The sequence below is a fragment of the Acinetobacter sp. ANC 4470 genome (assembly GCF_002135335.1).
GTDB lineage: Bacteria > Pseudomonadota > Gammaproteobacteria > Pseudomonadales > Moraxellaceae > Acinetobacter.
In genome coordinates, this window is record NZ_NEGC01000004.1 from 162603 (window position 1) to 185223 (window position 22621).

General features: G+C 38.7%; 17 protein-coding genes, 2 pseudogenes and 1 CRISPR repeat array (1 of these 20 running past the window's edge). Of the genes and pseudogenes, 11 read left to right on the forward strand and 8 right to left on the reverse strand.

Going from position 1 to position 22621, the window contains the following annotated elements:
- Positions 1–2356: direct repeats of the CRISPR family, unit length 28 nt; unit sequence GTTCACTGCCATATAGGCAGCTTAGAAA; it begins 2414 nt to the left of the window's first position.
- A 79-nt stretch (positions 2357–2435) separates the two neighbouring features.
- From B9T25_RS07700 to B9T25_RS07710, 3 genes are all read right to left on the reverse strand, one after another.
- Entirely contained in the window at positions 2436–4082 is a 1647-nt protein-coding gene (locus B9T25_RS07700; RefSeq protein ID WP_086187863.1) for an AMP-binding protein, read from the reverse strand.
- Positions 4083–4325: 243 nt separating this feature from the next.
- Entirely contained in the window at positions 4326–5462 is a 1137-nt protein-coding gene (locus B9T25_RS07705) for an acyl-CoA dehydrogenase family protein (RefSeq protein WP_086187864.1), read from the reverse strand.
- 260 nt (positions 5463–5722) lie between these two features.
- Positions 5723–6493: an SDR family NAD(P)-dependent oxidoreductase gene (locus tag B9T25_RS07710; RefSeq protein ID WP_086187865.1), complete on the reverse strand. Its 771-nt coding sequence runs from the start codon at positions 6491–6493 to the stop codon at positions 5723–5725.
- A gap of 155 nt (positions 6494–6648) precedes the next feature.
- On the opposite strand from B9T25_RS07710, the gene B9T25_RS07715 reads away from it, so the two are divergent.
- From B9T25_RS07715 to B9T25_RS07730, 4 genes are all read left to right on the forward strand, one after another.
- The gene (locus B9T25_RS07715; RefSeq protein ID WP_086187866.1) at positions 6649–7671 is read left to right on the forward strand and encodes an AraC family transcriptional regulator; all 1023 of its coding nucleotides are present in this window, start codon (positions 6649–6651) and stop codon (positions 7669–7671) included.
- A gap of 334 nt (positions 7672–8005) precedes the next feature.
- Entirely contained in the window at positions 8006–9328 is a 1323-nt protein-coding gene (locus B9T25_RS07720) for a sphingomyelin phosphodiesterase (RefSeq protein ID WP_228146868.1), read from the forward strand.
- A 9-nt stretch (positions 9329–9337) separates the two neighbouring features.
- Positions 9338–10297, forward strand: coding sequence for a lipase secretion chaperone (locus B9T25_RS07725; RefSeq protein WP_086187868.1), 960 nt, complete (start codon positions 9338–9340; stop codon positions 10295–10297).
- A 475-nt stretch (positions 10298–10772) separates the two neighbouring features.
- Positions 10773–11126 carry a hypothetical protein gene (locus B9T25_RS07730; RefSeq protein ID WP_086187869.1) on the forward strand — a complete coding sequence of 118 codons (354 nt, stop codon included), beginning with the start codon at positions 10773–10775 and terminating at the stop codon, positions 11124–11126.
- 358 nt (positions 11127–11484) lie between these two features.
- On the opposite strand, the gene prmC is transcribed toward B9T25_RS07730, so the two are convergent.
- Positions 11485–12303, reverse strand: a complete 819-nt coding sequence (prmC, locus tag B9T25_RS07735; protein WP_086187870.1) for a peptide chain release factor N(5)-glutamine methyltransferase — start codon at positions 12301–12303, stop codon at positions 11485–11487.
- On the reverse strand, positions 12303–13391 hold the full coding sequence (gene prfA, locus B9T25_RS07740) for a peptide chain release factor 1 (RefSeq protein ID WP_086187871.1): 1089 nt from the start codon (positions 13389–13391) through the stop codon (positions 12303–12305). Before prfA ends, prmC begins: the two co-directional genes overlap by 1 nt.
- A 365-nt stretch (positions 13392–13756) precedes the next feature.
- Between prfA and B9T25_RS07745 the strand changes: the two genes are divergently transcribed.
- Both B9T25_RS07745 and B9T25_RS07755 read left to right on the forward strand, forming a co-directional pair.
- A complete protein-coding gene (locus B9T25_RS07745) occupies positions 13757–14188 on the forward strand; it encodes a hypothetical protein (protein WP_086187872.1) in 432 nt (143 codons plus the stop codon).
- Between the two features lie 191 nt (positions 14189–14379).
- Positions 14380–14886, forward strand: coding sequence for a hypothetical protein (locus B9T25_RS07755; protein WP_086187874.1), 507 nt, complete (start codon positions 14380–14382; stop codon positions 14884–14886).
- A gap of 60 nt (positions 14887–14946) precedes the next feature.
- Here the strand turns inward: B9T25_RS07755 and B9T25_RS07760 are convergent.
- Positions 14947–15030, reverse strand: a pseudogene (locus B9T25_RS07760) (IS3 family transposase); the annotation flags it as partial.
- Between the two features lie 178 nt (positions 15031–15208).
- Between B9T25_RS07760 and B9T25_RS07765 the strand changes: the two are divergent.
- The 3 genes and pseudogenes from B9T25_RS07765 (at position 15209) to B9T25_RS07775 (ending at position 17396) form a co-directional block, all read left to right on the forward strand.
- Positions 15209–16210: an LLM class flavin-dependent oxidoreductase gene (locus B9T25_RS07765; RefSeq protein ID WP_086187876.1), complete on the forward strand. Its 1002-nt coding sequence runs from the start codon at positions 15209–15211 to the stop codon at positions 16208–16210.
- Between the two features lie 57 nt (positions 16211–16267).
- Positions 16268–16552, forward strand: a pseudogene (locus tag B9T25_RS07770) (YiaA/YiaB family inner membrane protein); the annotation flags it as partial.
- Between the two features lie 289 nt (positions 16553–16841).
- Positions 16842–17396, forward strand: coding sequence for a flavoprotein (locus tag B9T25_RS07775; protein ID WP_086187877.1), 555 nt, complete (start codon positions 16842–16844; stop codon positions 17394–17396).
- A gap of 57 nt (positions 17397–17453) precedes the next feature.
- Here the strand turns inward: B9T25_RS07775 and B9T25_RS07780 are convergent, their stop codons facing one another.
- Together B9T25_RS07780 and B9T25_RS07785 are read right to left on the reverse strand one after the other, a co-directional pair.
- On the reverse strand, positions 17454–18182 hold the full coding sequence (locus B9T25_RS07780; protein ID WP_086187878.1) for a hypothetical protein: 729 nt from the start codon (positions 18180–18182) through the stop codon (positions 17454–17456).
- 87 nt (positions 18183–18269) lie between these two features.
- The gene (locus B9T25_RS07785) at positions 18270–19106 is read right to left on the reverse strand and encodes a pyruvate, water dikinase regulatory protein (RefSeq protein WP_086187879.1); all 837 of its coding nucleotides are present in this window, start codon (positions 19104–19106) and stop codon (positions 18270–18272) included.
- Positions 19107–19260: 154 nt separating this feature from the next.
- On the opposite strand from B9T25_RS07785, the gene ppsA reads away from it, so the two are divergent.
- Together ppsA and B9T25_RS07795 are read left to right on the forward strand one after the other, a co-directional pair.
- A complete protein-coding gene (ppsA, locus tag B9T25_RS07790) occupies positions 19261–21639 on the forward strand; it encodes a phosphoenolpyruvate synthase (RefSeq protein WP_086187880.1) in 2379 nt (792 codons plus the stop codon).
- 80 nt (positions 21640–21719) lie between these two features.
- Positions 21720–22490, forward strand: coding sequence for an RDD family protein (locus B9T25_RS07795; RefSeq protein ID WP_086187881.1), 771 nt, complete (start codon positions 21720–21722; stop codon positions 22488–22490).
- Positions 22491–22621: the final 131 nt, after the last annotated feature.

A 22621-nucleotide genomic window follows, 5' to 3' on the forward strand; every position in this document is an offset into this window, starting at 1 on the left:
TAGGCAGCTTAGAAAAGTTTCAAAAACGAAAAGATGAGCGTGAACAAGTTCACTGCCATATAGGCAGCTTAGAAAATGATTAAAATTATATCTGCTAAGAAATTTAAGTTCACTGCCATATAGGCAGCTTAGAAAGATTGAAATTTGTTACGATGTTTTAACATCAAGTTCACTGCCATATAGGCAGCTTAGAAAAAGATACTTTTAGCTCTTTTTGCCATGCGTTTGTTCACTGCCATATAGGCAGCTTAGAAAATTTAAAGACTTTGATCACAACAACAAGTGACGTTCACTGCCATATAGGCAGCTTAGAAAAAACAAATGATATAGGTTTTGTAAAATCTTTTGTTCACTGCCATATAGGCAGCTTAGAAATTTCGGCTTGAAGGGTAATACTCTTTTCTTTTGTTCACTGCCATATAGGCAGCTTAGAAAGAAATATTGTTCAGTTGCAAGGTCGCCAGTTCGTTCACTGCCATATAGGCAGCTTAGAAAACACTTTCAAGTGCCGCGATAGTCTTTATATTGTTCACTGCCATATAGGCAGCTTAGAAACCACGGTTGCATCCAGACGTTACGCCTTGGGGGTTCACTGCCATATAGGCAGCTTAGAAAATTTAGATCAATCCTAAAATTAAAAAGCTACCGTTCACTGCCATATAGGCAGCTTAGAAATCAATAGCTGAATAGTCAGAGCAAATAAAATCGTTCACTGCCATATAGGCAGCTTAGAAATCTGGGGCAATCGCTTCAAAAAATGATCTGAGGTTCACTGCCATATAGGCAGCTTAGAAAATTTAAATTTAACCGTTAGTGACGGGGCTGTCGTTCACTGCCATATAGGCAGCTTAGAAACAAAACCCATTTGCGCACGAATAATTGTTCGTGTTCACTGCCATATAGGCAGCTTAGAAACGATCCTTTCGACGTCCAAGCTCGCGATTAAAGTTCACTGCCATATAGGCAGCTTAGAAATAAAAGCATTGGCGCTCTAGTACAAGCCTTAAGTTCACTGCCATATAGGCAGCTTAGAAATGTTGATTTCTGTGAAACATCTTTAACGATACGTTCACTGCCATATAGGCAGCTTAGAAATTTTGTAGAAAGAATCCGTTGCAAATAAATAAGTTCACTGCCATATAGGCAGCTTAGAAATTTTGCGTTTTGGCTTTTAATGGGGTCTACAGGTTCACTGCCATATAGGCAGCTTAGAAAGTATGCTTCACAGGTAAAAAGTTTGAAAAAAGGTTCACTGCCATATAGGCAGCTTAGAAAGCCGAAGTCCGCAGGGAAAAAATAGACGCGCTGTTCACTGCCATATAGGCAGCTTAGAAATGATAAATAACTATAAGACTGATTTCGTATAAGTTCACTGCCATATAGGCAGCTTAGAAATTAAGCTTGCAACAGTTGGCGTAACAGATGCGGTTCACTGCCATATAGGCAGCTTAGAAATCGAACCGTGGGGACATGGTAGGGAGCATCGGGTTCACTGCCATATAGGCAGCTTAGAAAGCCTTTAATTAAGTTGGTGAAGTGCTCTGCTGGTTCACTGCCATATAGGCAGCTTAGAAAATTTGCAAGATGCAGATCTGCCTTTGCCTTTCGTTCACTGCCATATAGGCAGCTTAGAAATCTAAAATCTCTTGCGCCTGATTTTGTAGCTCGTTCACTGCCATATAGGCAGCTTAGAAATTTTCAATCTCGTCATTTATGACAATCGATGTGTTCACTGCCATATAGGCAGCTTAGAAACATGAATGTGGCCAATCACTGGGGAATGAAATGTTCACTGCCATATAGGCAGCTTAGAAAACAACGCTGAACATTGCCATAATGCATTTTTCGTTCACTGCCATATAGGCAGCTTAGAAAATTACCAGTTGCAGTCACATTAAATTTTAATAGTTCACTGCCATATAGGCAGCTTAGAAAAAGATAGGCCATACTGATAAAGATATGTATTTGTTCACTGCCATATAGGCAGCTTAGAAAAGTTCGAACCCTAACGGGATTCTCTAATTCTAGTTCACTGCCATATAGGCAGCTTAGAAAACCTGTTAAAGTCCCTTGTAAATCGAAACTACGTTCACTGCCATATAGGCAGCTTAGAAAAAGTATAAAGCGGGATAATTTTTATCTATCCAGTTCACTGCCATATAGGCAGCTTAGAAAAAGTATAAAGCGGGATAATTTTTATCTATCCAGTTCACTGCCATATAGGCAGCTTAGAAACACAATGTCTTCAACGACCTGGTGAACAGCCTCGTTCACTGCCATATAGGCAGCTTAGAAAGAAACCTAGAATCGTACCTTCGCTTAGACCGTGTTCACTGCCAGATAGGCAGCTTAGAACGATTAACCTAAAAAAACCGCCCTATAAGACGGTTTTTAATTTAAAAATAATAAAATACTCTTTAAAAAGAAAAATCCAATTAACCTACTTTTTGTATTCCTTGCATTTTAGCAATTTCCTGTTGTTTCAGTAAATTTCGCTGAATTTTTCCACTGGAGGTTTTAGGTAAACCTTCTACAAATTCAATTTCTTTGGGATAAGCATGTTTAGATAAGCGCGAACGTACATAATTTTGCAATTTATGACTTAATGCATCCGAAGCGGAAAATTGTGGTTTTAACACAACAAATGCTTTTACAACTTCAGTCCGTTCTGGATCAGGCTTACCAATCACAGCAGATTCAAGGACCTCAGTACATTCAAGCAATGTACTTTCTACATCAAAAGGACCTACACGATAGCCCGACGTTGTAATGACATCATCAGCACGACCAATAAAATCGACACCACCTAATTCATTCAGTCTAACGGTATCACCAGTTAAATAATAATGCCCCACAAAGGATTTACGATTATTTCCATCATAGCCTTTAAACCAAACCAGTGGCGATTGTGAAAAATCAATTGCTAGTGTACCTACGCCACCTTTTTCCACTTCTTCATTATTCTGATTTAAAACACAAAATCGATGTCCCGGATTTGCAAATCCTGCTGAACCAATTTTAATTTCATGTGCTAATGCATGATGATTACCAATCACCATGCCTAATTCAGTTTGTCCGTATTGATCATAAATATTCACATTTAAGTCATGGTTAAACCAATGAATCACTTCAGGAGTTAATGGCTCTCCTGCGCTACTTACTGCACGTAAATGCTCTTTAATAGATGGATCAAATTTTTCTTTAAAGCCAAAGAACATACGAAATGCTGTAGGCGAGCCTGTTAAATTACTCACTTTATATTTTTTTATAATCTGTACAGCATTATCTACACTAAAAGCACGTTCATCCATAATAATACTATGACCTAAACTTAACGGCCCTGTAATACCGTAATACAGTCCATATGCCCAGCCTGGATCGGCTAAATTCCAGAAAGAATCCTCGGCACGTAAATCCACGGCATACGTCATATAACCTTTAAATGCCAACACAGCCTTTAATGGAACAGGTACAGATTTGGCTAAACCCGTGGTTCCCGAGGTAAACATCATTAAGAAATCATCTGCAAATGTTTGCATAACGGGTTCAAATGCTGAAGATTGCTTAGTCAGTTCTGTCCAAAAGTCGTCGTCTTGTAGGCTTAATGTACTCTGTTGATGCACTGTTAAAATATGCAGTACATCAACACTATTAAGTTTTGGGCGTTGCTCTTCATTGGTTACAATCAATTGAGCTTTAGCAATATTTATACGATGTTCTATCGCTTTGGATTCAAATGCAGTAAACAAAGGCTGATATATTGCCCCCATTCGCCAAGTTGCTAAAATCGTGATCAGCAATTCAGGTGTACGTGGTAATAAACCCGCAATACAATCACCGGCTTTTAAGCCCAGTGAAGTAAAATAATGGGCTAATTTTCCTGATGCATCGGCTAGTTGCTCAAATGTCCATTCTGCCGATTCACCATGTTTGCCTTCCCAAATTAAAGCTATTTTATTTGAACCGAGATGGCGCTCACAACATTCAATATAGGCGTTGATTGCCTGAGGAGTACCCACCAATTGCTCGGCAAAAAATTGATCAAAATTAAACTCTTGATGTGCTTGTTCTAGCGTCTTCATAATAACAACCTCTTATCCATTTTTATAAAAATGTAATTACTTTGGGCATCCACTTATGTAATTACTTTCTGTCCATTTTCATTGTTGTTTTCATTTTCAAATGCCCCAATAAATCCAGCATTTTGACCACTTCTATTTCACTCATGACTTAGATAAACATGATTGGCGAAATCCTACAATTTCCGAATCCATCAAAAAACATGCAGGATTTGAACACCCACTAAAGTCTTAAACTTAGCCTATTTATAGCTTAGTCACTTCACGCGCAATAACTAAACGCTGAATGTCCGATGCACCTTCATAAATTTGGCTCACGCGTACATCACGGTAAATACGCTCTACTGGAAAATCAGAGACATAACCATAACCACCATGAATTTGAATGGCATCTGAACACACACGCTCAGCCATGGTAGAAGCAAATAATTTTGCCATTGAAGCCTCTTTTAAACATGGCAATCCTGCATCTTTTAAAGTGGCTGCATGGAAAATCAATTGACGTGCCGCTTCAATCTGGGTTGCCATATCGGCTAAACGAAATGCCACCGCCTGATGCTGAACAATTTCCACCCCAAAAGCTTTACGTTGATTGGCATATTCCACAGCTGCATCTAATGCAGCACGTGCCATCCCAACAGATTGAGCGGCGATACCAATGCGCCCAGATTCCAAGTTAGATAAAGCAATTTTGTAGCCTTCACCTTCTTGACCCAATAAGTTTTCGGCAGGAATTCGGCAATGATCAAAAATGATGGTTGCCGTATCTGAACAGTGTTGTCCCATTTTTTCTTCAAGACGAGAAACAATATAACCTTCTGTTTCTGTCGGAACCAAGAAACATGAAATGCCTTTTTTCCCTGCGGCTTTGTCCGTCACCGCAAATACAATTGCGACTTGAGCATGCTTTCCTGTAGTAATAAATTGTTTAGTTCCATTTAACACCCAAAAGTCACCATCACGCTCTGCTTTACATTCAAGTGCACCTGCATCTGATCCAGCCTGAGGTTCTGTTAAACAAAAACAGCCTAACCATTCACCTGTTGCTAATTTAGTTAAATATTTTTGTTTTTGATCTTCTGTACCATAACGCTGAGTAATTCCACATGGCAGTGAGTTTTGAACACTGACAATAGTGGAAATAGCACCATCACCTGCGGCAATTTCTTCTAATGCCACCACAAGGGAGACATAATCCAATCCCGCACCGCCCCATTGTTCAGACACAGTCATGCCTAAAGCACCCAATTCACCCAGTTCTTTTAGTTCTTGTGCGGGAAATTTTGCAGTTTTATCTCGCTGTGCAGCAGTTGGTTTGAGTTTAGCTTGCGAATAATTCCGCATCATGTCCTGAACCATTTTTTGTTCTTCATTTAAAAGCATTGAGCGTCCCTTTTCTTTAAATTTGGAAATTTCAGAGAAAATCTATAAATATTTAACAAATATGTACTATCGCGCAGGGCGACATGGATGTCGCCCGCTGGACTGAGATATACGGATGTATCTTCAGTCTAGCAAAGGATTTTTGTTCCTTTTGATCCTTCAAAAGGAAGGCAATACCTGCACAACCACAATTAAATGAAGATCAAAATTTGAGGTTATGCGCAAGGTAGTGCTTCCATGTTGTTTTGATATTTACTGATTTATCTAGGTGCCATACGAATCGCACCATCTAAGCGAATCACTTCACCATTTAAATAAGCATTTTCAAAAATATGTCCCACCAAATGCGCAAACTCTTCTGGTTTTGCTAAACGTGGTGGAAATGGCACCATTTGCCCCAAAGCATCCTGCACATTTTGCGGCATTCCTTTCAACATGGGTGTTTCCATAATCCCCGGTGCAATCGTCATCACACGAATAGCTTCACGTGCCAGCTCTCGTGCTAAAGGCAAAGTCATGGCAACCACGGCACCTTTAGAAGCAGCATAAGCAGACTGCCCAATTTGTCCATCAAATGCTGCCACTGAAGCAGTATTTACAATCACACCACGCTCTTCTTCACCTGCTTTCAACTCATATTTAGCAATCAAATTTGCAGCAAAACGAATCATATTGAATGTTCCACTGACATTAATATTCAGCACTTTTTGAAACATAGCAAAATCATGCATGCCATCTCGACCCAACACTTTGGCAGATGGTGCAATCCCAGCACAATTCACCAAACCATTCAATTGACCATATTGCTGTTCAATATTTTCAAAGAATATTTTTACAGCATGTTCATCGGTCACATCCAATTTCACAAAAACAGAGTGCTCGCCTAAACGCTGTTGCATTTCCATACCCAGTTCATCATTCATATCCACCATGATGACTTTAGCTCCCAGCCCAACCAAATACGTGGCAGTTGCAGCACCCAGACCAGACGCACCACCTGTTACCACAAATACATTTCCTTGAATTTTCATTTTATTTTCCTATTAATTCTTTGAATGAATACTCGACTTAAGATGCAGAGTAAATGCAGTCAAGCTTGAGTACAATTTCCAAATATTGCATCATCTATGATGGATTTGGACAATTCAACCTATCGTACAAATGAACTGAACATGGACATCAGCACATGAATGAACAAGATTTAAACTACAGCAAAGGTACAATCTCGATCAATCTTGTGCATGAGGCACTACTTTCTGCGCAGTATCAAGGCTTAAACACGCAAAGCATCTTACTCAAATCAGGTATTCCTCTTGAGTTAATGCAGTCCAGCAAAGCTCGTGTTTCAGTTTCACAGTATGCACAACTCTGGATTGAACTTGCAGATACCATGAACGATGAATTTTTTGGTATGGACAGCCATCCTATGCGCCGTGGTAGCTTTAAACTGCTATCACAATCCGTTATGTATACTAAAACGTTAAAACATGCAGTTCAGCATATCTTGCAATTTTTAAATCTAGTCTTAGACGATTTTATCAGTCAATTATTCGTACAAGAAAACTATGCTTATATTGTGATCTATGAACAAAAACAGAGCAAAAGAATGTTCAGCTACGCCACTTATTTAATGCTCATTCATGGTTTGATGTGTTGGTTAAGCGGACAAAGAGTTTTACTCAATCAGATTCAACTTAAATGTGATTCACCTCTAGATGATCAAGACTATAAAGTTAGATTTTGTGAAAATATTCAATATAATAGTAATGAAAATTACATTCAGTTTGACGCTAATTATTTAAATATTCAGATCAAGCAAGACCAACAATCATGGTATCAATTTATTCAACAAACGCCACAAAACCTATTGGTTCGCTTTAAAAACCCGCATGCCATTAGCACGCAAATACGTAAACATTTAATGCAGATTCCACCAGCGGAATGGTTAGAACTGAATGAAATTGCGCATCGTTTAAATATGTCTGATGCAACCATCCAACGGCGCTTAAAAAGTGAAGGCGTGAGTTATCAACAACTCAAAAATGATATCCGACGTGACACAGCGATTGAATTTTTGACTAAAACAAACAAAACACTACAAGATATTAGTGATGAATTAAGCTTTCATGACCCAAGTGCATTCCATCGTGCCTTTAAGAAATGGACAGGTGTCAGTCCGGGTGCTTATCGTCAAAATAAAGAACCGTAATCTTTTTCTATTGATATGAACTAAAATTAAGGTCTATTGCTATTTTTTGTGCAAACAAATAGCAAATAATAAAATTCAAGCGCCAAAATGACACTATAAAAGTTCTCTTGCTCTAACTTGTAGCTTTATCTAGTTGCCATTATGAAATGTCAACAGCCCTCTAAATTTAAATCAGTTTTTTGACCTTCATTCGTCGGAATGTAATGTTGCTGTCGTACATTGTCACTGACTTGAAAAAATTTCGTGCCATAGTGATCTCTTCATATTGTTTACATAATATTCAACAAAAACATCATGGAAGGAACTCATGAGCACCCCATTAAATAAAAACTTAATGACAAATATCGCTTGGCTATCATTGTTATTATGCAGTCAGCAAGCGATTGCCGACACATACATTTATGTGACCAATACGACCCCTGAAACGGTATCCGTCAATATTAATCATCACGGTACACGCACTTTAGTTCAAGGTAGCGAATGGGCACAAGAAGCCACCCAAATTGCCCCTTACGAGACCAAACGTTTGCTGCGTTATAATCGTTATACTGGTGTCAAGTCGGGTCAAACCTATAATTTTGATACCGTGATTACTGGCGGCGGTTCAAGTGTCACGCTAAAACAATCTATGACCGGAACTTGGTCTGGCAGTAATATTACCCACTCTGCTTCTGGCAGCGATTTTTCTGCACCGTGGTTCAACGATCGTAATATTCAGCGTTTTAATACCAACTATGCCGGTAAAGCAGCCCAGACTGCATTTAAAGCCGAGTTAACGGGTGGCTATGATGATTTCCATTACACCATTCATCAAAATACGGTGCCAGAGCCTGTGGTAAGCAGTGCCAATGAATTTAAAGTTTTAACCTATAATATTTATGCGCTTCCTTTGGTTGCGAGTAAAATTGATGAGCGTTTAAATCAACTGCCGCAAAACCTAAAAGGTTACGATGCAATTTTATTTCAAGAAACTTTTGCTTCTGGCCGTACCGCAATGTTGGCCAAATTAGCACAGGAATATCCTTACCAAACTTATATTCCAGTGGGTTCAGGCTTTAATATTTATGACAGCGGCATACTGGTTGCGAGTCGCTATCCAATTGTGAAGACGGATCACTTTATTTATCCAAGCTGTACAGGCATAGATTGTTTTGCCGATAAAGGTGTGGTCTATGCTGAAATTCTGAAAAATGGGAAGGCTTACCATGTCACTTCTACTCATACTGCATCATTTGATACCGATGCGGCACGAGACTTACGTCAACAACAATTTAAGCAAATCCGCGCTTTAGTCGATAAGCAAAATATTCCATCATTTGATGCAGTGCTGATGGGAGGTGACTTTAACGTCAACAAACTACTGTGGCCACAAGATTATGCCCAGATGTTGAGTAACCTTAATGGCACCGATCCAGTTAGCACGGGATACACAGAATCAACTTTTGATCCACGTGTGAATAAGCTATCGGGTGCTGGCTTAACGGGTGGTTCTACAGTTGAATATCTAGACTATGTTGTGTCGTCTAATAATCATCGTCAGCCCATGCAAGCACGTAATGATGTACGCATTATCCGCTCAACTGCCGATCCATTATTTATGACTTGGGATTTATCTGACCACTTCCCTGTCATGGGTCAATTCCAATATAACCCATAAGGAATATCAATGAAGCGCTTTGGGCTTATTGCTTTGGTGCTGAGTTTATTGGTGATTGGTGTGGTTATATGGTTGGGTCTTGGCCCATCATATGCCACATCAGATCAAACTCAGACGTCATCACCCTCCCTCACAAAAACTAGTCAGCCAAGCAGTTTGCAAGACAAGCTTGCCGCTGCAAACAATGACGAATCAAAAATGCAGCAACAGCAGCAACAAGAATCGATGAAGCAAATGATTCAACTCTTTCAAAAAAATCCGGGCAATGTCACACAATTATTGACCCAGTTACAGCAAAACTGCCCTGATGCAAACTGTCAGGCACTATTAAAACAGGTATTAGCCGAATATCCTGATCAACAATTTGCCCAGACCTTAGAGCAATTGCTTGAACGCCTACCGCTTTATGAAAAAGAAATGCAAGCCAAGATAATGTCAACGCAAATGACGCCACAGCAGCGTTATCAGGAAATTTGGCATTTACGTGAGCAGATTTTAGGTCAGAAAGAAGCACAACTCGGTTTTGCTGAAGAAAAAGAATTTTCCAGCTATCAGTTTGCCTATGGCGAACTACTGAATCGAGCACCGCAGATGACGCAACAGCAACGTCTAAGTGAACTTGCACAACTGCAACAACAATATAAAAACCCAAGCAAAAATATTGATGGTCAAAGTGGCAGTTATGATAAAGCCCTTAAATTGGCTTTAATTGGTGTCACCGACCCTGCACAACAACAAAAGATTACCCAACAGTTGCTTAACAGTTACTTCTCACCTAAAGAAGCTGCACAATTGGCTGCGCGTGAACAACAAGTCGTTCAGCAACAGCAACAAGTAGCGAGTTATCAATCGGAGCTTGCAACTTTAAACCAAGAAATGAACCAGCAAAAACAAAACTTGCCTGAAAGTACTTGGCAGCAGCAATATCAATTACGGCTGGAACAACTCAGGCAAAAACACTTTAATTAGTGGCTTAAGCATTCACCATTTCAAGCCAAAAAAGTACAGCTAAAGCAAAGTTATGGAAATAATGTTGCTTTAGCTTGTCATTATGACTTGAATTTCTTTGATATTTTTTAGTTTCAATCGGCTATCGCCAAATAAAAAAACGCTGCCAGAAAATAAAAACAAGTACAATAATTTCAAATATTTATAATTATTTTCGATAATTTTTTAATCCAAATTTCACGATATTTTGAAATCTATGCTTCATTTATATAAGTGCTAATCCCTTTGATTAGCATGATGTGGTATCAAAAATTTTCTTATTCAATAATTTTAGGTTTTTCATCAGCTTAAAAAATCAATGTTTCATTTATCGGAATGTGTTTGCAAAAAGCTCCAAAATAGATTATTTTTCACTCAATTTTAAAGCATTCTTTAATGCTTACTTTCGGCTGTACTCCCCCTGTTTAATCACCTGATTTCTTTTAAAGGTTATGACATGCTTAAAATGATTGATGTTCTCGATCAACGTATCGTGCAAAACTTTACCCAAGCTTTGCAGTCTCCTACTCCACAATTTGAAGAGCAACTGAATCAAAGTATTCTAAATGCATCAGACCTTGACTTAAATCATGCTGTAACCACATTTTTTAATGAAGTCGATGCCATTGAAGTAGTACAAGCGCTTGATATTAGCGCTGACCGTATTCAAGCCCTTCAGTTAGGTGAATCTTTTAAAGATGAACAATATTTAGCTGATCTGAAGAAAATTGTGACGCTTTGCCTTGCACTCGAAACAGATGCTTTAGAGCAAGTTGAAGTATCCGATTGCCTACAAGATTATCCAATGTGATACTGTAAATGGCTTTTAAAAGCGACTCTTTTGAGTCGCTTTTTTATGGATAAATTATTATTTAATCATTTCTTTTGATCGCAATTTATAGTCAACACTGATGTTCTTATTGCACGTTGTGCTATTTATAATTATCACTTTATTTAAACTGATGCACATTACAATCGCTCAATCTTTGTCTTATCTGAAAATAATTACAATTATTTAAACTATATAATGTAATTACAAAAGAATTGCATTTAAAGAAAATAAGACTACTCTTTTTTAATCAAGGATCGAAAGATAACACTTAAACTTTTAATAAATAGGCAAAAAAAAAGCGCTTAATACGCTTTTTTTAAATCTTTTGCTTTTTCTGCTATTTTGAACAACCGATCGTTACGCGATTATTACCGCTATAATCTTTAATGGTCTGAACATCTTTATAACCATATTTTTTAAACAGTTGATACACTACACCTGCTTGGTCATAACCATGCTCAAGTGCAATCCAGCCGTTGGCGGTTAACCACTTTTTACCGTTTTGAATAATAAATTCAATATCAGCCAAACCATTATTGCCTGCCACTAAAGCACGTCGAGGCTCTGCCGCTAAACCTTTAATGTGTTTATCCTGAGGATCAATATAGGGTGGATTAGATACAATCACATCAAAGAATTGATTTTTTTCTAACGCTTTAAACCAACTACCACATGAAAATTTCACATGATTCAAATCATGCTTTTCAGCATTAAATTTCGCAACCTCTAAAGTCGGCGCATAAATATCCGTTGCAGTTACTTCCCATTCAGGGCGCTCACTGGCAAGCGACAAAGCAATTGCACCTGTCCCCGTTCCCAAATCTACAATACGTGCATCATCAGGCAAATCTAAATGTAAAACCGTTTCCACCAGAACTTCTGTATCTGGTCGTGGTACTAAAGTATCTTTGGTTACTTTTAAATCCAAAGTCCAAAATGGTTGCGAACCCGTCACATAAGCTAAAGGCTCACCAGCTTCAATTCGAGCCAAAGCAGCGACATAGACTTGCTCTTGCTCTGCGGTTAATTCTTGTGCTTTTTTCATGACCAAATCAAAAGAATCGATTTTAGTAATGTGTTCAAGTAACCATGCATTTTCTTGGCGTTCGTAACTTTCTACTTCACCACGTAAGGCTAATGCCTGTGCAATATTCATTAACCACCATTCCGCTGTGCAAGCATTGCCAATTGGTCTGCTTGATATTCACGATGTAAACTATCCAATAATTCTGTTAAATCACCTTCCATCACTGCATCTAACTTATATAAAGTTAAGTTAATACGGTGATCGGTCATACGACCTTGCGGATAGTTATAAGTACGAATACGTTCTGAGCGGTCGCCTGAACCGACCAAATCACGGCGCATTTCAGAAGTTGCCGCATCGGCAGCCGCACGTTTAGCATTTTCTAAACGAGAAATCAATAAAGCCATCGCTTTGGCTTTATTTTTATGTTGTGAACGCTCATCCTGACATTCCACCACCGTACCCGTTGGTAAATGGGTAATACGAACTGCAGAGTCAGTTTTGTTAATATGCTGACCACCCGCGCCTGAAGCACGGTAAGTATCAATACGTAACTCTGATGAATTGATTTCTACTGAAGTATCGACATCGACTTCAGGTAAAATTGCCACAGTGCATGCAGAAGTATGAACGCGCCCTTGTGATTCAGTCGCAGGCACACGCTGTACACGATGTGCACCACTTTCAAATTTCAAACGACCGTAAACACCATCGCCATTAATCAGGCAAATGACTTCTTTATAGCCGCCATGCTCACCTTCATTTTCAGACAGCACTTCAAGACGCCAACCTTGTGTTTCGGCATATTTACTATACATGCGATATAAATCACCAGAGAAGATCGCTGCTTCATCCCCCCCAGTTCCCGCACGAATTTCCAAATAAGCAGAATTGGCATCATTTGGATCTTTCGGAATCATTAAGATGTTTAAATCAGCTTCAAGCTGAGCAATAATGGCTTTATTGTCCTTAATCTCTTCTTGCGCCATTTCCTTGAAATCTGGATCAGACAACATAGCTTCGGCAGTTTCAATATCTTTTTCTGCTTGGGTGTACTTTTTCCAAACTTCGGTAATTTCTGTTAAGTCATTATGCTCACGCGAAAGCTGACGAAAGCGTTTGTTGTCAGAAATGACTTCTATATCCGCAAGCAATGCGTTTAATTCTTCATGACGGTCAGAAAGCTGATCTAATCGTAAACGTAACGATTCTTTCATTGTGTAAAATATCTCAAGACAATGGCTATCTCTATGCCTTATATGACATAGATCAGCTCAAAAAAATTGAGTCTAGTGTAACGATTCTCAGGTTTAAATGACATAGATATCGTTGCAACAAAACTTCTTATAAAAAGAATTTTAAGCAATACTTCTAATAAGAACGATCTGGTTTGATTAAGATTTCAGCGACATAACACATCTTTAAGTAGGTTTCCTCCACATTGTTAATGAAACTTTACAAAGCAGACACTAAACGCCACAACTTTGGTTCGTCATCTCCATATTTCACGAAATATTTTTGTTACATTTACCGCCATCGAAAGCAATTACAATGGTCCACTTTTTTGGACATGGAGTTAACTATGAAACTTAATGCATTATTATTAAGCGCGACATTGGCTGCAACATCAATAATGGCAGTTAACGCCCATGCAGATAATTCAACACGTATAGCAGCAACGTCTGCTTTAGGTAGTGTCGCAGGTACTGCTATTGGTAAAAGCATGGGCGGCAACACTGGCGCGATGATTGGTTCGGCAATTGGTGGCGCTGGTGGGGCTGCAGTTTCTGCTGACCGACGTAATCGTACTGGCGCTGCTATCGGCGGTGGTTTAGGTGGTGTGGGTGGCTATACTGTCGGTAAAAGCGTAGGTGGCACAACTGGTGGTTATGTGGGTTCTGCATTAGGTGCGGCAGGTGGTTCAGTGCTGGGTAAAAAAGTATCAGAGGACCGTCGTGCAGACCAACGCTCTTATAAAAAATACTCTAAAAAACACCGTCGTAACCATCGCTAAATTATCACCCACCAACTGAATAATAAAAAGCACCTTTGGGTGCTTTTTTGCATGAGAAAAATCTGCCATAAATCATGGATAAATTGAGTAGACAAACAATACAAACGATTAACACATTGTTCATCTTCATTTCCAAATTTCTGACTACATTAACCTCAAGATATAACGATAGCTTCAAAAAGGAGTTTGCCATGAAATTTAATTCAATAATTCTTGCCGCGGTAGTTGCAACATCAGCAATAACAGCAACCACAACCTATGCCGATAGTTCTACACGTGTAGCAGCGACTTCTGCTTTAGGTAGCGTGGTCGGTACTGCACTTGGTAAACAAATGGGTGGCAACACTGGAGCTATGATTGGTTCGGCAATTGGTGGGGCTGGTGGTGCTGCAGTATCAAGCGATCGTCGTAACCGTACGGGTGCTGCTATCGGCGGTGGTTTAGGTGGTGTGGGTGGTTACACTGTAGGTAAAAATGTTGCAGGTACAACTGGCGGCTATATTGGTTCGGCGCTAGGTGCTGCGGGTGGTTCTGTACTGGGTAAAAAAGTCAGCGAAGACCGTCGCTATGATGAAGATCGTGATGACCGCTACCGTTATAACAACAATGGCTATCGCAACAGCAAATACCGCTATAATGACCGTAATTACAGACACGATAATGGTCGCCATGTTGGACATTATAAAAACCGTCGTTAATACGAAAGATTAAATTTAAAGCACCTTCGATGATCTGCCCCCGAAAGCTGGACGGTTTGATTAAGCCGCTTTTAAGGATTGAGTTCTGTACTCTACAGAACTCAATCCTTTTAATTTAACCTTGATTCTTTCATGGTTGTAAAGACATAAAAATCTAATCAATCAAATGAGGCAGTGCTGATTTTAAAGAATCGAATATTAAACATTTTTGATTTATGCAAGTTATCTAGTATACCCAAACAACAATATATCGAAAAAAAACGATATACAAGTTCAATGAGTCGTCGTATGCTCTACTTAGATTCTATATTTGAGAAAACAGATGCGCTCATTAAAAGACACCCCATTTTCAATTCTTGAACTTGCCCCCGTTCGTGATGATAAAAGTATTCAGTTTTCACTTCATCATGCTTTGGCACTTGCACAAAAAGCGGAAGTATTAGGCTATAAACGCCTATGGCTTGCAGAACATCATAATATGGATGGTATTGCCAGCTCTGCGACAGCCGTTTTATTGGGTTATATCTTAGCGAATACTCAAACTTTAAAAGTGGGTTCGGGCGGTATTATGTTGCCTAACCATGCACCACTGGTTGTTGCAGAACAATTTGGCACCTTAGCAACGCTCTATCCTGATCGTGTTGAACTGGGTCTCGGGCGAGCACCTGGAACAGACCAAGTGACCATGCGCGCCTTACGTCGTGGTCGCCAAGAAACTGAAGATCAATTTCCACAAGATGTTTTAGAAATACTGCAATATTTTAAAGAACCTGTTCCACAGCAACGTATTACTGCTACACCGGGACAAAACACCCATGTTCCAGTTTGGTTATTAGGCTCAAGTTTATTTAGCGCGCAATTGGCTGCAAAATTAGGGCTTCCCTATTCTTTTGCTTCACACTTTGCACCACGCATGTTGGGACAAGCAATCCAACTGTATAGAGAAAATTTTGAACCTTCTGAATATTTAGACAAACCTTATGTTTCTATGGGCATTCCAACTGTGGTCGCGCAAACAGATGCAGAAGCTGAATATTTAGCCACCAGCGCATATCAACGTGTACTTGGCTTAATGCGTGGACAAAGTTTAAAACTTAAAGCCCCTGTTGCAACGATGGATGGACTGTGGTCACCCGCAGAAAAAATGTCTGTCGATAATTTCTATGCAATGGCTCAAATTGGTTCACCAGACACAGTCAAAGCTGGTTTAGAGATCTTGCTAGGAAAATACGATATCGATGAGTTTATTTTCACTTGTGATGTTTATGACACAGATAAGCGAATTGAAAATTTTGAATTATTAATGAATATCAAAAACGCTTAATCACTTTAATATTGCCAAAATAGCACCTATTTAAGGTGCTATTTTTTATTTCAAATTAAGCTCGAAGGTGTTCATGTAACCGCTATTTATTTTGGGCTATGTTGGGCTTCCAACATAATCTGCGTCGCATTGCTGAGTATTGGTCTATGGAATGCTTCACTTGAATTGAGTGAAAAAGGCTTTTATATCATGGCTTTTTTACTGAGCTTATTTGGCGCAGTTGCCGTACAAAAAAACATTCGAGATTTAGACTATCTTAGAATGCATACACAACCACCAAGTGTGCCTCATTATTCACGAACACCCTTTGAAAATATAGAACATGGTGATGAAAAAAATTAAGCTGTGCTGAAACACGTTATTTTCTTTGCCCCATATAATGGCCAAACTTTTTAGCATATTAAAACTAAGGCTTGCTCTCTCAGAACAAGCCTTATTTTTATGATCAAATGATCCAACTTCACACGTAATATCATCAATCTTAAGTAAAAATTATCCCACATTTTCATCCGCACTATAGTAACAATGACTGACCAGATTCCAGAAAAATCTTTACCAAAAGTTCTATCTTGGATATACCAATAAATTGCAGAACCAACTGCAACGAAGTAAAACAAGAAAGGATATGAAAATGGTTAACAAAAAAAAGAATCCATCGGATGGTTTCTTTCAAAACGCACCCGAGTTTTTCCAAAACTTTAAGGGGAAAATTGTTGCAACTGAAGAAATCAAACAATTTGATTTTTCAAATTTAAATGTTGCCATTATTGGTGCAAACCAAATGACCGTGACGCATCTCGCGCAGATTTGTAATCATGCTAAATTGATTAAAGTATTTCAAATCACACCACATTTTGTATTGCCGCATACAGAAAAAGGAATACACAAACTGCTTTCACATCCTTTAATGATTAAGAATCGTCGTTTATTTAACAATCGAATTAAATCGTTATTGGCTATTCGTTATCTCGAGTCACAAGTTCAGGATAATTGGTTAAAACGACAGTTAATGCCAAACTCTGCTTCTGAAAATAAGCTCTTTCTAAAATCAGATACTTATTATTCAGCTTTACAACATGAAAATTGCAAACTCATTACTTGGCCCGTGGTTAAAATCACAGATCAGGCGATACAAAGTATGGATGGTATTGAACATAAAGTGGATATCATTATTCGTACTTACTAAAACTTTAAAGATAAAAAATAGGTCAACTCATATTGACCTATTTTTTATCATATAAACTTATTTCACTGTACCGACATATTGATAATTGTTGTTATTTTTTTGATAACGTAAGTATTTACCCGTTGGCTTGGTATTTTGATCTAACAATTTAATATCAATAAACTTTAAATCCTTTGAAGTACGAATATAATCCCCTTTACGATCAGCATCATACTGACAATTATAATCTACACGAATTGTGTCTAATTTTTTGCTTTTAGTTTGGAAAATTTGCACTGGATTCAACTGGTTTTTCTGTTGCTTATAAGCCTTTATTTGATAAGCACCAACACAGCTATCGCCCTTATAGTAACTTTGAATTAAATAAACGGGCTGTCCAGACATCGTGACTTGATCAACACTTCGAATAAAACCAGCTTCAATGGCTTGAAGTTTCTTTTTAGGTGCATTTTTAAACTGCGCATAAGAAGAATACGTGCCCATTGTGCCACCACCGCCAACATCAAAAGTATAGGTTTTAAACAATTGATTGGGCGCGTAGTGAATATTTAAACCCAAGCCATTGGTAAGCTTGGGAAACCGATAAGTATAACTATCTGCATTTTTTTCAATCAACTTCACTACATCACTTTCAAATTGTTGATTGACTGTATAAAAATCTTGTCCAGTATATTTTTTATAAATCTGTTGCTCCAAAGCACTTACAGTTGCGGTGTTAGCATAACTGTGGTTTAAAAAACCAACAGACAAAACAATAAAACCGGCTATTTTTGATATTTTTTTCATATAATATATCCATTATCGTTATTACTTATGACATGAAATAAGAGCCTACACAAAAACTCTTATACCTATAGAATAATGTAATGACAATTAACCAATACGACGCTTCAAACCGGTCATTTGCAAAACGCGTGTTGAAATTTCCTCAATCGACATTTCAGAGACATTCAAATACTTAACCCCTTCAGAAATGTAAATTCCTTCAACAGCACGAAGCTCCATCTGACACTGACTAAAACTTGCATAACGGCTGTTTGCCTTACGTTCAGAACGAATCGCTACAAGCCTTTCTGCATCAATCATAAGGCCAAACAACTTCTGTTTATGCGCTTTTAATACCGCAGGCAAACGATTGTCATCCAAGTCTTCTTCGGTTAATGGATAGTTTGCAACACGAATACCAAATTGTAATGACAAATAAATTGAAGTTGGTGTTTTGCCTGAACGCGATACACCAATCAGAATTAAATCAGCTTTATCATAATGACGTGTACGCGCACCATCATCATTGTCTAGAGCAAAATGAACCGCATCAATACGGGCTTTATACGACTCTGAATCGGTCACTGCATGGGTTTGCCCGACTAAAGTTGTAGGCGGAGTACCTAAAACCTCAGACAACTTACTAATAAGCCCTTCAAAAACATCAAGATTCACTGCATTTGCAGTGTTAATAATGTCACGTACATACTGGTCTACAAGAGTATCAAATACCAAGGGTTGCTGCCCATCACGATCAGCGCATTGATTAATTTCTGCAACCACATTCATAGCTGCTTCTTCAGAGCTAATATAAGGAATAATATGAATGTCAAAATTAACATGAGGAAACTGCGCTAACAGTGAGTGTCCAAGGGTTTCAGCAGTAATTGCTGTACCATCAGATACAAAAAATACACTGCGCTTAATTTGTTTACCTTCTGACATTAAAATTCTCCTTAAATATTTGTCTAAGTGCTATAAAATCTTTATAGTAAACTGATCTTATATAACTTTCGCTTAGTAAAATCAAAATGCTAAGTAGATTTGTTATAATTTCATGCAAGATAGTGATTAATACTGCAAAAGTGGAGTAACAACATTGGAAGCGCGCGTAATTGGTCTAGAAAAATTAGGGAAACACGACGTTGAACTTGTAGGTGGGAAAAACTCATCTTTAGGTGAAATGATCAGCCATTTATCCAATGCTGGTGTATCAGTGCCAGGTGGCTTCGCAACAACTGCTGATGCTTATCGTGAATTTCTCGAGCAAAGTGGCCTAAACGCTAAAATTCAAGCAGAGCTATCAACTTTAAATGTTGATGACGTCAATGCTCTTGCAGAAACTGGCGCAAAAATTCGCCAATGGATTATCGATACTCCGCTTACAGCTGAATTTGAAAAAGAAGTTCGCAGTGCATTCGTAGAACTTTCTAACGGCAACCCTGAAATCGCGGTTGCCGTTCGTTCATCTGCAACTGCAGAAGACTTACCAGACGCTTCTTTTGCTGGTCAGCAAGAAACTTTCTTAAACATTCGTGGCATCGATAATGTATTGATCGCAATTAAAGAAGTTTTTGCTTCACTTTATAATGACCGTGCAATTGCATATCGCGTACATCAAAACTTTAAACATGAAGTTGTAGCCCTATCTGCTGGTATTCAACGCATGGTGCGTTCTGAAACGGGTGCTGCTGGTGTAATGTTTACATTGGATACAGAATCTGGTTTCCGTGATGTTGTATTTATTACTGCATCTTATGGTTTGGGTGAAATGGTTGTTCAGGGCGCAGTAAACCCTGACGAATTTTACCTATCTAAGCCATTATTAAATGCAGGTAGACATTCAATCCTACGTCGTAATCTTGGTTCTAAACACCAAAAAATGATTTATGGCGAAGAAGGCTCTACGGGTAAATCAGTTGTTGTTGTTGATGTTGAAAAACAAGATCGTCAACAATTCGCACTTAATGATCATGAACTTCAAGAACTTGCTAAACAAGCGTTGATCATTGAAAACCATTACGGTTCACCAATGGACATCGAATGGGCGAAAGATGGCGACGATGATCAAATTTATATCGTTCAAGCACGTCCAGAAACAGTAAAAAGCCGTGAAAATGTCGGCACAATGGAACGCTACCTGCTTAAACAAAAAGGTACTGTCGTTTGTGAAGGTCGTTCAATTGGTCAGCGTATCGGTTCTGGTAAAGTCCGTATTGTCACTTCAATTAAAGAAATGGACAAAGTACAACCAGGTGACGTTCTTGTCTCCGACATGACTGACCCAGATTGGGAACCTGTCATGAAACGTGCTGCTGCGATTGTAACTAATCGTGGTGGTCGTACCTGTCATGCTGCAATTATTGCACGTGAACTTGGTGTTCCAGCAATCGTTGGTTGTGGTAACGCAACTGAAGTTCTAGTTGACGGTCAAGAAGTCACTGTTTCTTGTGCTGAAGGCGATACAGGCTTCATCTACGAAGGTGCTTTAGATTTCGAAATTCAACGTAACTCTATTGCATCTATGCCTGCACTACCGTTCAAAATTATGATGAACGTGGGTAACCCTGACCGTGCATTTGACTTCGCTCAAATTCCAAACGAAGGTATTGGTCTTGCTCGTTTAGAATTCATCATCAACCGTATGATTGGTGTGCATCCGAAAGCGTTATTAAATATTGAAAGCCTGCCACGTGAAACACGTGCTGCGGTCATGGCACGTACAGCTGGTTACTCTTCTCCAATCGAATTCTATGTCGAAAAATTGGTTGAAGGTATTTCAACACTTGCTGCTGCTTTCGCTGACAAGCCTGTGATTGTTCGTATGTCTGACTTCAAGTCAAACGAATATGCGAACCTAATTGGCGGTAAGTTGTACGAGCCAGAAGAAGAAAATCCAATGCTTGGTTTCCGTGGCGCGAGTCGTTACGTTTCTGACAATTTCCGTGACTGCTTCGAACTTGAATGCCGTGCATTGAAAAAAGCACGTGACGAAATGGGCCTAACCAACATTCAAATCATGATTCCTTTCGTACGTACAGTTGCCGAAGCGAAACGTGTTATCGAACTATTAGGTCTTAATGGTCTTAAACGCGGTGAAAACGGCCTAAAAGTAATCATGATGTGCGAATTACCAACCAATGCATTGTTAGCTGAACAATTCCTTGAACATTTCGATGGTTTCTCTATCGGTTCAAATGACTTAACTCAGTTAACATTAGGTCTAGACCGTGACTCAGGTATCGTATCTCACTTGTTCGATGAGCGTGATCCTGCAGTTAAAGCATTACTATCTATGGCAATTCATGCATGCCGTAAAGCAGGCAAATATGTAGGTATTTGTGGTCAAGGTCCTTCTGACCATCCTGATCTTGCTCAATGGCTGATGGAACAAGGAATTGAATCTGTTTCATTGAATCCAGACTCAGTTTTAGACACTTGGTTCTTCTTAGCAGAAGAAAAGACTAAACAAGTTTAATAAAACGTGTTAAAAAAAGACCCACTAGTGGGTCTTTTTTTTATCCATCTTTTAAGATTTAGTTTTGAGAATTCAATTTTATGCAAATTTACTTGGCACGTGATAATCAACAAGCGGGTCCATACACCTTAGAGCAACTCAATCAAATGCTCGCGAGTCAACAAGTCATGCTCACAGACTTAGCTTGGCACCAAGGTATGACAGAATGGAAAGCTTTAGGTGAATTAACCAAGGGTAAACTTGTATATGAACCTGTAGATTATACTGCCCCAACACCTTTCCCCGAACAGACGCCTTTACAAAATTCAAGTATGGCTAAAGTGCAACCTGGAAAAAAACCAGCTCAAAACAGTGAACTCGCTTCCATTACCACCCGTGTTTTAGCAAAAATTATCGATTTATTACTTTGGTTACCCGCAGCAGCGATTCCTTCGTTCTTTCTAAAACCAGATCAATTTAATCAATTGTCTGATATTCAACAAAAAATGCAATCCGCTGACACTTCAACTCAAGCAGTACAATTACAACAGGAATTACTTACCCTTATTCCAATGGAAGCATGGCAAGCAATGTTTGCATACATCATCATCATGCTTGGTATTCAAGCCTTTATGTTGGCGAAATCTGGGCAAAGTATTGGTAAAAAACTCACCAAAATTAAAATTGTCGATGCCGAAAATGGTGAAAAAGTCAGTCTAATGCGCGTATTCACTTTACGTAGCTTTATCTTTATTATTTTAAATCTGCTATTTATGCCCTTTATCACAATTATTGACCATGTCTTTGCATTAAGCGAAAAACGTCAAACGCTACACGACAAATTAGCCAAAACTAAAGTGGTTAAACAATAAACGTCAAAAAACGGGGATGATTTTATCTCCCTGTTTTTCCCCAGAATATTGATACTAAAATAATAATTTCTATCTTAAAAGTTTAATTCCGAGTAAAAAAATCAGTTTTTATAACAGGTATTTAAAGCCAC

Coding starts and splice junctions, on each gene's coding strand:
- B9T25_RS07700 (WP_086187863.1), bottom strand. CDS start 4,082: ATGAAGACGCTAGAACAAGCACATCAAGAGTTTAATTTTGATCAATTT.
- B9T25_RS07705 (WP_086187864.1), bottom strand. CDS start 5,462: ATGCTTTTAAATGAAGAACAAAAAATGGTTCAGGACATGATGCGGAAT.
- B9T25_RS07710 (WP_086187865.1), bottom strand. CDS start 6,493: ATGAAAATTCAAGGAAATGTATTTGTGGTAACAGGTGGTGCGTCTGGT.
- B9T25_RS07715 (WP_086187866.1), top strand. CDS start 6,649: ATGAATGAACAAGATTTAAACTACAGCAAAGGTACAATCTCGATCAAT.
- B9T25_RS07720 (WP_228146868.1), top strand. CDS start 8,006: ATGACAAATATCGCTTGGCTATCATTGTTATTATGCAGTCAGCAAGCG.
- B9T25_RS07725 (WP_086187868.1), top strand. CDS start 9,338: ATGAAGCGCTTTGGGCTTATTGCTTTGGTGCTGAGTTTATTGGTGATT.
- B9T25_RS07730 (WP_086187869.1), top strand. CDS start 10,773: ATGCTTAAAATGATTGATGTTCTCGATCAACGTATCGTGCAAAACTTT.
- prmC (WP_086187870.1), bottom strand. CDS start 12,303: ATGAATATTGCACAGGCATTAGCCTTACGTGGTGAAGTAGAAAGTTAC.
- prfA (WP_086187871.1), bottom strand. CDS start 13,391: ATGAAAGAATCGTTACGTTTACGATTAGATCAGCTTTCTGACCGTCAT.
- B9T25_RS07745 (WP_086187872.1), top strand. CDS start 13,757: ATGAAACTTAATGCATTATTATTAAGCGCGACATTGGCTGCAACATCA.
- B9T25_RS07755 (WP_086187874.1), top strand. CDS start 14,380: ATGAAATTTAATTCAATAATTCTTGCCGCGGTAGTTGCAACATCAGCA.
- B9T25_RS07765 (WP_086187876.1), top strand. CDS start 15,209: ATGCGCTCATTAAAAGACACCCCATTTTCAATTCTTGAACTTGCCCCC.
- B9T25_RS07775 (WP_086187877.1), top strand. CDS start 16,842: ATGGTTAACAAAAAAAAGAATCCATCGGATGGTTTCTTTCAAAACGCA.
- B9T25_RS07780 (WP_086187878.1), bottom strand. CDS start 18,182: ATGAAAAAAATATCAAAAATAGCCGGTTTTATTGTTTTGTCTGTTGGT.
- B9T25_RS07785 (WP_086187879.1), bottom strand. CDS start 19,106: ATGTCAGAAGGTAAACAAATTAAGCGCAGTGTATTTTTTGTATCTGAT.
- B9T25_RS07795 (WP_086187881.1), top strand. CDS start 21,720: ATGCAAATTTACTTGGCACGTGATAATCAACAAGCGGGTCCATACACC.